Origin of the sequence: Microscilla marina ATCC 23134, from assembly GCF_000169175.1 — a bacterium.
GTDB classification, from domain to species: Bacteria; Bacteroidota; Bacteroidia; order Cytophagales; family Microscillaceae; genus Microscilla; species Microscilla marina.
The window spans coordinates 230,982-241,339 of sequence record NZ_AAWS01000010.1 but is presented as its reverse complement, the minus strand read 5'-3'; the positions used below and the strand labels follow the sequence as shown (position 1 = coordinate 241,339).

The 10,358-nt window shown below is 38.9% G+C and carries 9 protein-coding genes; 6 read left to right on the top strand and 3 right to left on the bottom strand.

The window, feature by feature from the left end; all coding sequences use genetic code 11:
- The first annotated feature begins 184 nt into the window (after window positions 1-184).
- Window positions 185-469, top strand: a complete 285-nt coding sequence (locus M23134_RS11585) for a hypothetical protein (RefSeq protein ID WP_045113407.1) — start codon at window positions 185-187, stop codon at window positions 467-469.
- A 214-nt stretch (window positions 470-683) separates the two neighbouring features.
- Here M23134_RS11585 and M23134_RS41075 read toward each other — a convergent pair whose 3' ends face one another.
- Entirely contained in the window at window positions 684-830 is a 147-nt protein-coding gene (locus M23134_RS41075) for a hypothetical protein (RefSeq protein ID WP_157558447.1), read from the bottom strand.
- Here M23134_RS41075 and M23134_RS11580 point away from each other — a divergent pair.
- The 5 genes from M23134_RS11580 to speB all read left to right on the top strand — a co-directional run bounded on the left by M23134_RS11580 (window position 829) and on the right by speB (window position 7,432).
- Window positions 829-1,803, top strand: coding sequence for a PP2C family protein-serine/threonine phosphatase (locus M23134_RS11580; protein ID WP_157558446.1), 975 nt, complete (start codon window positions 829-831; stop codon window positions 1,801-1,803). The two genes, M23134_RS41075 and M23134_RS11580, sit on opposite strands and share 2 nt — an antisense overlap.
- Window positions 1,804-1,900: 97 nt before the next feature.
- Entirely contained in the window at window positions 1,901-3,181 is a 1,281-nt protein-coding gene (locus M23134_RS11575) for a PP2C family protein-serine/threonine phosphatase (protein ID WP_002696193.1), read from the top strand.
- 627 nt (window positions 3,182-3,808) lie between these two features.
- The gene (locus M23134_RS11565; RefSeq protein ID WP_002696191.1) at window positions 3,809-5,155 is read left to right on the top strand and encodes a KamA family radical SAM protein; all 1,347 of its coding nucleotides are present in this window, start codon (window positions 3,809-3,811) and stop codon (window positions 5,153-5,155) included.
- Between the two features lie 802 nt (window positions 5,156-5,957).
- Complete coding sequence (locus M23134_RS11560) at window positions 5,958-6,521, top strand: SiaB family protein kinase (protein WP_002696185.1); 564 nt, start codon at window positions 5,958-5,960, stop codon at window positions 6,519-6,521.
- 80 nt (window positions 6,522-6,601) lie between these two features.
- Entirely contained in the window at window positions 6,602-7,432 is an 831-nt protein-coding gene (speB, locus tag M23134_RS11555) for an agmatinase (protein ID WP_002696183.1), read from the top strand.
- Window positions 7,433-7,681: 249 nt separating this feature from the next.
- Here the strand turns inward: speB and M23134_RS11550 are convergent, their stop codons facing one another.
- On the bottom strand, window positions 7,682-8,398 hold the full coding sequence (locus M23134_RS11550; RefSeq protein ID WP_002696181.1) for a hypothetical protein: 717 nt from the start codon (window positions 8,396-8,398) through the stop codon (window positions 7,682-7,684).
- 625 nt (window positions 8,399-9,023) lie between these two features.
- The gene (gene hisD, locus M23134_RS11545) at window positions 9,024-10,313 is read right to left on the bottom strand and encodes a histidinol dehydrogenase (protein ID WP_002696180.1); all 1,290 of its coding nucleotides are present in this window, start codon (window positions 10,311-10,313) and stop codon (window positions 9,024-9,026) included.
- Between the last annotated feature and the right edge of the window lie 45 nt (window positions 10,314-10,358).

Sequence of the window (10,358 nt, the reverse complement as noted above, 5' to 3'; positions counted from 1 at the left end):
CTGAAACAAGACGAAACTAAAACCGTGATGGCATGGATATGGCATTTGTGTAAAAACAGCAAAAAAAGAAGTCAACTTTGCTGCGCCAAAATCCCTTATTTACATTAACAATGGTAAACTACACGAAATAAAAGGAGACAAAACACCCATAGGGGGCCAATGGGGTAAAAAAGAGGGCGAAAGGTTGTTTACTAAACACTGCCTGCCACTCAATAACGATGTGACTACTTTTTATATGTTTTCTGATGGGTATCAGGATCAGTTTGGCGGTCCTGAAGGTAAAAAATTTATGAAGGGGCACTTGAAAAAGCTACTGCTTCAGATTCATCAAAAGCCCATGAAAGAACAAAAACAAATACTGGAAACAACCATTGTACAATGGATGGAACGTCAAAATGCTCGTACTAAAAAAGAACCTCAATTAGACGATATTTTGGTAGTGGGTTTTAGAGTGGAGGAAAAAGCGTAAGTGCTTCGTTTGCTCATTGCCCCTGTCCTGCCTAAGCTGTGCAATAGCTATAATACTACCCATTGCTAAAACGTGGATGGGTAATGGCTTAAATATCTCTACAATAAATACCAGAATTTCACTTGACTTTTCCAGCCTCTGCCCACAATCATTATATGCTACATTTTATCCAAAAATCAACCTGACATTGGTCATATTTTTTTCAAACTCAATATCACCTGGTAGTGTTTACAGACTCATTCAAAGATAAAATATATAGTCCTTGGGTAATTACAGCTTTTTCTACGTTGGTTTCTTTAGGCATGTTTTTGGTAATCGCCGCAGCTGTAGGAAAAGTAGGTTTTACTTTTGGTTTGGTCATGTCAACAGTAGTTCCAGTGGTGGTTGCCTGGCCAGTATCTTACTGGATTATTTTTTATTACAAAAAAGTAAAACAACAAAATCACGAAATAGAAGAAAAAAATGACAAGTTATTAAAGTTTAATGAAGAAATAGCCGCACAACGTGACTTGCTGGAAACTAAAAATACCAAAATAGAATGCATTAATAATGACTTGACCGAAAGCATTGCCTATGCACAACATATTCAACAAGCAATGTTATCTCCATTGCCTCGCATACAAGCCCACCTTCCTCAATCTTTTGTATTGCTTAAACCTCGCAATGTTGTAAGTGGAGATTTTTACTGGTTTAAAGTAGTTCAAAACAAGATTTTTATCGCAGCTATAGACTGTACTGGGCACGGTGTACCGGGCGCACTGATGTCGATGACAGGCAATAATTTGCTCAACGACATTGTAGAAACACAAGGAACCACTCAGCCCCAGGAAATTTTGAACCAGTTGCACTTAGGAGTAAAAAAAGCTTTGCAACAAGACGAAACCAATAATCGTGATGGCATGGATGCTGCATTATGTGCCATCAACCTATCAACAAACACGGTGGAGTTTACTGGCGCCAAACGACCTTTGGTGTACATCCAAAATCATACATTATACGAAATAAAAGGCGACATTATGCCTATAGGAGGAGAGTGGAATAAAGACGAAAGGAAGTTTGCCTGCCATACTATAGCACTGAACCACGAACCCACCACTTTTTATATGTTTTCTGATGGATACCAAGACCAGTTTGGAGGAAGTAGGGGTAAAAAGTTTATGAAGAAACGCCTGAAACAGTTGTTGCTTGACATACACCTGAAACCGATGGATGAACAAAAACAAATATTGGACGATACTATTTTGCAATGGATGAAGCGAGAAAACCCGCACCTACAAACTGAGCAACAAATAGACGATATTTTATTAATAGGCTTTAGGTTGACAGCCAAGTAAAACTACAAAAGTAGCCTGTGCTGTTTTACTAAAAGTGAATGAGCCGACTAATTTTAGCACAAAATATGTGATACATAATTATCCTAAAGTAAATATCATGAGCAAAGTTTTAATACTGAATAACGAAACACCAGAAAGTATACACATAGGTCAAGTGATTAGCCAAATGGGGCTGCCTTTTGAGATAAAGTCTGATGTTTCGTGCTTATTGGAAGCCGATCAGAATGAATTAGCTCTGATATTAATGGATGCCACCCTGCCCCAAGGAGATGAAATGGAAACGCTGCTCAAAATTAAAAATAATCCTACTTATAAAAGAGTAGGTATTATTGTGATTATAGGCGAACAAAGTGACGACTATCTGGCTCGTTTTTTAGAAATGGGTGCTCACGACTTTGTTACCAAACCAGTACATCCACTAGAGTTGCAAACCAGGGCAATGTCAATACTTAAGCAACAAGAACATCTCAAAGAAGTAGATTATCAAAATGCTTTGCTGGAGTTACGAATGGAAGAGCTACAACTTCAGGAAGAGGTACTCACCGAACAAAAAACTACTATTGCCCAAGCAAACGAAGACATTACCGAAAGTATTACTTACGCCAAAAGAATACAAGAAGCCATGCTGCCCTCTATGGATAGTATCAAGGCATCGTTGCCTGAATCTTTTGTGCTATTCCGTGCCTGCGATATAGTATCAGGTGATTTTTATTGGTTTGCCCGAAAACAACTCTCTGACTATTACCATAAACTTATATTGGCCACTGTAGACTGTACCGGACACGGAGTGCCTGGGGCATTTATGAGTATGATTGGTGACTCTTTGCTTAATCATGCGGTACACAACCTAGAGCTGCACGAACCTGATCAGATTTTGACAGAAATGGATACTGGTGTATGGGCAAAACTAAACCAAGGGCAAAACAATAACCGTGATGGTATGGATTTGTCGCTATGTATGATAGACAAAAGAGAAAAGGTACTTAAGTTTGCCGGAGCCCGTCACCACTTGGTATACATTCAAAACAACGAGTTGTTTTTTATAAAAGGGGATTCTATGTCTATTGGAGGAGAGCAACGTAAGTCTCAAAACCGTACTTTGTTTACCAAACACACTATAGATGTAAGTGTGCCTACCTGGGTATATATGTACAGCGATGGTTTTCAGAACCAGTTTGGAGGTAAAAACGATAAAAAACTTATGGGAAGCCGTTTCCGGCAATTACTGTTTGAGCTTCACTCGTTACCTGCTCACAAACAACACCATATATTGAAAGCAAAACTACACGAATGGGTAGGTAAGTCTGAGGCTGCTCCCCACCAAGAGCTTGAACTGGTAGATGATGTATTGGTATGGGGTTTTCAACTAAGCCTGTGAGCAATTGCCTCTCTAATAAACACTGAAATATTTATACTATACACTTTCATCAACCCTCTAAAACATTTGCCTATCCTCTAATCTCCACACAAATCATTATAATTAACTGAAGTTACGCAGACCTACTTATTTTGATGGTTATATGGCTTTATTGCTCAATGGTTTGGCTACGCATTGCGCAATAAAGCCATTCAACAATAGAAACAGGTGACCTTCAGAAAACTGCGTAACTTGAGTAATTAACTCCCTGACTGATCAAAAAATGAAGCAAAGCATTGTATGCTTATCCAACTAAAGTGCTTTTCTAAAGAAGTTGCTCAACTCTCAAGGGGGCTTCAACCAATGCTATACCCAAGGCAAGAAAACGATTTAGCAAAAAGTTTAAATTGTGTAAGAACAAGTCTCTACAGGAGTTTTTACACCAAGCTTTTTTATAAAAAGTGCCTCTCTGTGGTTTACCCAATAAATAGTCTAATCAAAGGACGATGGGTCGAAATTATTTGAAAAATATAACTATTAACATGTATTACATAACAATATCTATATCTGGCAACTTTTTTACTATTTTTACATTATATTAGTACGTGTTCCTTTCAAAACATTTAACAACTTTTTACAAAAAAATAAATGCCAAAATACCAAAATTATACCCTTAAAAATTTTAGAAATATACCTTATGTTGAAAGCAAACTGAGTGAAGACGAAAAGTTTGCAATAGAAGTAGTGGGCAATGTATTGCCTTTTAAAGCAAACAACTACGTGGTAGAGGAGCTCATAGATTGGGACAACTATGCCAATGACCCTATCTTTATTTTAACTTTTCCGCAAAAAGACATGCTCAAGCCTGAGCATTTTGCCCATGTAGCTCATTTGCTAAAATCAGGGGTGAGTAGAGCCGACCTGAAAACCGAAGTAAACAAAATACGTTTGCAGCTCAACCCCCACCCTGCCGGACAAATGAAAGACAATGTGCCAGAGGTAGACGGTGTAAAACTGACAGGAGTGCAGCATAAATACCGTGAAACGATGTTGTTCTTTCCTAGTCAGGGACAAACTTGCCATGCTTACTGTACTTTCTGCTTTCGATGGCCACAGTTTGTGGGGATGAATGAGTTGAAATTTGCTATGCGCGAAACCGAATTATTGGTAAAATATATCAAGGTTAACCCACACATTACCGATATTTTGTTTACAGGTGGCGACCCGCTCATTATGAAAACAAAAATTTTGGCCTCTTATGTAGACGCATTGCTAGAAGCTGACCTGCCCAATCTAAAAACCATTCGTATAGGCACCAAAGCCTTGGGTTATTGGCCACAACGCTTTACAAGCGATACCGATGCCGACGATTTATTAAGATTATTTGAGCGAGTGAACAAAGCAGGTAAGCACTTGGCCTTTATGTCGCATTTTAACCACGGCAGAGAACTGGAAACCGAAGAAGTACAAAAAGCCATAGGGCGCATTCTCAACACTGGTACAGCCATACGAACCCAGTCGCCGATTATGAAAAATATCAACGACTCGGCAGAAGCCTGGGCTTACATGTGGCGCAAACAAGTAGACCTTGGTTGTGTTCCTTATTATATGTTTTTGGCGCGCGATACCGGAGCCCAGGACTATTTTGCGATAGAGCTTGACCGAGCTTGGCAAATATTCCAGCAATCTTACCAACAAGTAAGTGGGGTTTGTCGCACCGTAAGAGGACCAAGTATGTCGGCTGGACCAGGCAAAGTACAAGTATTGGGTATAACCGAAATACACGGCGAAAAGGTATTTGCTCTACAATTTTTGCAAGGGCGCAACCCTGATTGGGTATGCCGTCCGTTTTTTGCCAAGTATGACCCAAAAGCCATTTGGTTAGATGACCTACACCCTGCCTTTGGTGAATCTAAGTTTTTCTTCGAAGACGAATACCCTATTTACCGAGGTGTAGAAAACACGATCAAAGTAGTAGAAGAAGAAATAGTTTAAATTACAACATTCATCCTCCCCGTGTAGTTGCCTTATACACGGGGTTTTATTATGCCTATCCCAATCATTGCCCTACTGCCTTGTCTTCATTTTTTTCAGTAGTTTGAATATTCCTCTATTTTTTGAAAAACCTTTTTGTTTCGATACATTTGGTTTGGAACGAGGGCTTAGTAGATTGTCTGCTCCCTGAATGAAATTGCGGCAAACCTGAGCAATAAATGTGAGGTTTGGCTTCAGGCTTTTTTGCTATGCTCCACTAAAAAACAACAAAATTCACTCGTATATTTGGAAAAACCAGGTCTTCGTTGAACACTCCACAGCAAAGCTGCCCCACAGGTTTAGAAATAGGCTCAGTTATCCTGCCCCAAGTCAAGTACAGATGCCAGCACTATCAATCATTTTTTTGCTTTGCCTGACTTTGGAATGTCCCCAAAACCTGGAGACTTATTTTGAACACGTTACTTAGAATTATTTTACAGTTGGAATCATTTTTGTAAATAACGAAACTGATTTACAAAAAACTCAACTAATGGTTGGGTAACAATTATGGCATAATCTTATACAAATAAGAAGACTTCAATTCATCCAGGTATTTTGCGGTTATCGCACTGTTTTGCTGCATTACAGAGGTAAAGTAGCACCACAAAAATACAAGCAAATGAATGGGGTTGTTTTGACAAGGTTACTAAATGTTACTTCAACATTGTTTACAACCAAACCAAAATTAATTACTGAATAATATATAATCCACTTATATTAAAGATAGTTTTGGGTTACTTTGTATTATTAACTTATAAGCATTATGAGTTTAGAAGAAACTACAACTGAAGAGAACGAAAATTTTGACTTCTTTGACTATTACGCACAACTCAACAATGACAATATCATTTTGTCATACAAAGGTCCATTAACAGATGTGTTACTTTCAGAATTTAGCCGCGATATCAGAGCCAAGCTACAAGACAATCGCAGAGTAGGTAAAAAGGTGTTCTCTGTATTTATGGAGCTTACGCAAAATGTGCTTTACTATTCAAAAGAGGTAAACCACTTTGGTGATCAGGACAAGGTAGGAACTATAGTTATTCTTCAGCTTGAAGATCACTATAAAGTAATTACCGGAAATCAGGTAATGAAAGAAGCTGTACCCTTATTGTTAGAAAAATGTAAAACAGTAAATTCGCTTGACCGTGACGAACTACGTGAATACAAACGGAAATTAAGAGATGCCCCATCGGAAGGCGAAAGTAGAGGAGCAGGCATTGGTTTGGTACAAGTAGCGCTTACTTCTGACAACCTGGAAGTGAAGATAAAAAACCTTGGAGAGAAATATGCCTTTTTTGCTTTGTTCGTGAATATCAAGAAATAATCTTTTCAAAATAAAATAAATACTTAAATTAGGTCAGGAGATTCGCTCCTGACCTTTTTTGTTTAAACAAAACATTAAGTATGCCTTTTTTACAAGAACTATCTTTTCAGGGATTTTCTACTACACGTCTTGCTGTTGTAGGTATACCGCTCGACGAAAACTCGTCTTACATGGATGGTGCCCGACTGGGTCCTGACAGCCTCAGAGCAGCTTTGCACTCAGGCGAGTCTAACATGAGCACCGAAAGCGAAGTAGATTTATCTAAACATATATCATGGCTTGACGTGGGCAATCTAGAGCTTACCAGTGGAGAAAAAGCCATCACAGAAATTACTCAAGATATAGCCCTGTTGCTTGAAAAAGATGTAAAGATTTTATCATTGGGAGGCGATCATTCTATTACTTATCCTATTGTAAAAGCCTATGCCCAGCGTTACCCTAAGCTCACGATTCTACACCTGGATGCCCACTCTGACTTATACGATGACTTTGACGATAACCCTTACTCGCATGCCAGTCCTTTTGCCCGTATTATGGAAGCAAAACTTGCCGAAAGGTTGGTACAAGTAGGGGTGCGGGCAATGAATCCTCACCAACGCGAACAAGCACGCAGGTTTGATGTAGAGGTAGTAGCTATGAAAGACTGGCAGGGTAAGCTTAACAAGCGTTTTAATAATCCAGTATATCTATCGTTAGATCTTGACGTGCTTGACCCCGCTTTTGCTCCTGGAGTATCGCATCACGAGCCAGGAGGGTTCTCTACACGAGAGGTCATCAGCATTTTGCAAAACCTAAAGGCCAACATTGTAGGTGCCGATATTGTAGAGCTCAACCCCGAACGCGATCGCGACGGTATGACTGCAGTAGTAGCTGCCAAACTGCTCAAAGAACTGATGATAAAGATGCTTTAGTGCTGTACAGCCAGCCTTAAGGAATAGTACCAAAATAAATTTACATTTTTAACGTCATCTTTCGCTGACAGAATTCGTTAAAAAAACTTGCCGTAGCGCTGCTATGACGCGTTTTTTTGCCTCTCCTGCCAACAAAATATTTTGGCGTTACTATAGAACTTTATTTTTACACCATTCCTAAGACACAAACGACAAGCATAAATTATATATACTTGTCGTTTGTAGTTTTTACCTTGAAGCGTTGAAAATCTAGCGGTATTTGATTTTGATTTCTACCGGATCTTTTTGCTTCATCATCTCTTGAATATTGGTTTTGTACTCAATATAGTTATCGCTCTTAAATATAGCACTTTTAGTTTTCACCTTTTTTATCTTACGAGCAAACGATATTTTGAATTCAAACTTTACCATGTCGCCACTCATCATGGGATTTTCTTGCATGTTTTTGCCCATATCGTCAGGCATATCATTTTTAGGCATTTTGTAAATAACGTAACGTCCCTTCTTTACAAAATACTTAAAATCTTTGTTTTTGGCAGGTGCAGGCTTACTTCCTGGCATATTTTTACCCATCAACGTTCCTGGGTTGCTCGTTCCTCCTTCTGCCAAGGCTTTATTGAGCGCATCCAGGTTTTTGAAATCATAAGAAAAAGTCATTTTCTTAGTTTCCTTATCCATATTGTATGTAAAATTACTGATGCCTTCAATGTCTTTTAACTTGTCCATTTGAGGCCCCTTCTTTAATGAATCCATCAACATCGACATATCAGGCATACTACTTTTTGGCTTTGTTGTGCTTGAATCTCCTGGAGTAGTTTTAGGCATCAAAGCCATCAGCATGGACATGTCTATAGTAGAGGTAGCTGTACCTGAGAGATTTTTATTAAACTGAATATGCTGCTGAATAGTGCAACTGCTAAAAAAAACAGCCACTAAAGAAAAAACAAAAAAATGGCGAAATTTCATATTTGTAAAGTTTTACTTGTGTTATGTTTGATGTATATAAGTAGCTACCAATCGCTGGGTAAATATCAGTACAATTAGCATAAGGAATGGTGTAAAAATAAATTTCTATAGTTTAATAAAATATTTTGTTGCTAGACGAGGCAAAAAATCGGCTAATAGCAGCGCTATTCGGCTATTTTTTAACAAAGTATAGCTTCAAAAGATGAGGTTAAGAATGTAAATTTATTTTCGCACCATTCCTAAGTACACTGTAAATTAAGTAAGTTGTCATTTAGTTCGAGTTTATTTTGTTTGCTGGCGATCTTTACAAATAGAGCATAGCCAAAGCTACGCGATTTTTGTAAAGAAAAGTCAGAGGGCAAAAGAAGCCGAAAAAAGCATAAGATATTTATTTTACAGTGTACTAAGCCTTTAGAGACTGATAAACATTGACGCTACAAGTATACTTAAGTTATTCATAATAAAATAGTTACACCTATTCATTTATTAGGCGTATAGTTGGTGTCTGTGTATTTATAACCAATCAATTGTACACAAATTGCCTGTATAAATAAAAAATAAGGAATGAAGCGCCTTCATTCCTTTCAGTGGTCAAGATACAATTTTTTTCTAAAACTAAAAGCCCTCAGTCCAACAACTCCAGCCGTTTGATGATAGAGTTTTTTCGCCCAAGCAACTCTTCTGCCTCTGACATAGTAGCTACAGTACTACCTACGTTTTGTAAACCTAATGGGGTAACCTGTTGGAAGTTGATTTTTTTGACAAAACTGTCTACCGACAAACCACTATAAGACCGGGCAAAACCATTGGAGGGCAAAATATGATTGGGGCCTGCGGCATAATAACCCACAGCAGGTGGAGTAAGGTGTCCCAAATGAATAGAACTGGCGTTGGTAATACGGTCGCCTACTGCCTCGGCATTGTCTATGGCAAGTACCAGGTTTTCAGGGGCATACTCATTGGCAAAGGCTATAGACTCTACATTGCTCTTAAATACAATGATTTTTGCGTTTTTAAATACCTCTTTTGCTACCTCTTTCTTTAAGGGCAACTCGTTGAGTTGTTTGTCTACCTCTGCCTGTATTTTGTCTGCCACCTCTTCGGCATTCGTCAACACTACCAATTGGTTGTGACTACTTTGCTCGGCGTGCGCCAAAATATCGGCTGCCGCATACACAGGGTTGGTTGATTGGTCTGCTACATAACAAAGCTCTGAGGGACCTACGGGCATGTCTATTGCTACATCGTTTTTGCTTACCAGTTGTTTGGCGGTAGACACATACTCGTTGCTGGGACCAAATATCTTGTCTACTTTGGGAATGGTTTCGGTACCATACGCCATTGCGGCAATGGCCTGCACCCCACCTACCCTATATACCTTCTTGATATTGAGCAAATGTGCTGTATATAATATAATAGGGTGAATTCTACCTTCGTGATTGGCAGCTGAGCATAATATAATTTCTTTGCACCCGGCAATATTGGCTAAAATACCCATCATCAAAATATGAGAATACAAAGGAGCATCGCCTGTGCTGGGCACATAAAGCCCTACCTTGGCAATGGGCACATTTTTTTGCCAGCTAAAAACTCCTTCAGTAGTTTCTATTTTTTTAACTGCCTTGGTTTGAGTCAGGTGAAAAGTAGCAATGTTATACTTGGCTACATTGATGGCTTCTTTGAGTTCGTCGCTTACATGGTTGCTGGCTTCGGCAAGCTCTTCGGGGGTAAGCTGAAACCGTTTGATGCGAACCCTGTCGTACTTGAATACAAAACTACGCAACGCTTTGTCCCCTTCGCGTTGTACCCGACGCAAAATAGGTCTTACCGCTTTTTCGAGGGCTTCATAGGTTTCAAAAGTTCGTTCCTGAAGTTTTGACCAATCTTCTTTATGAGGGTATATGATTTTCTCCATTTTGTAAACAACCGTTAATATACATTGATAATGATTTGCCTAAAT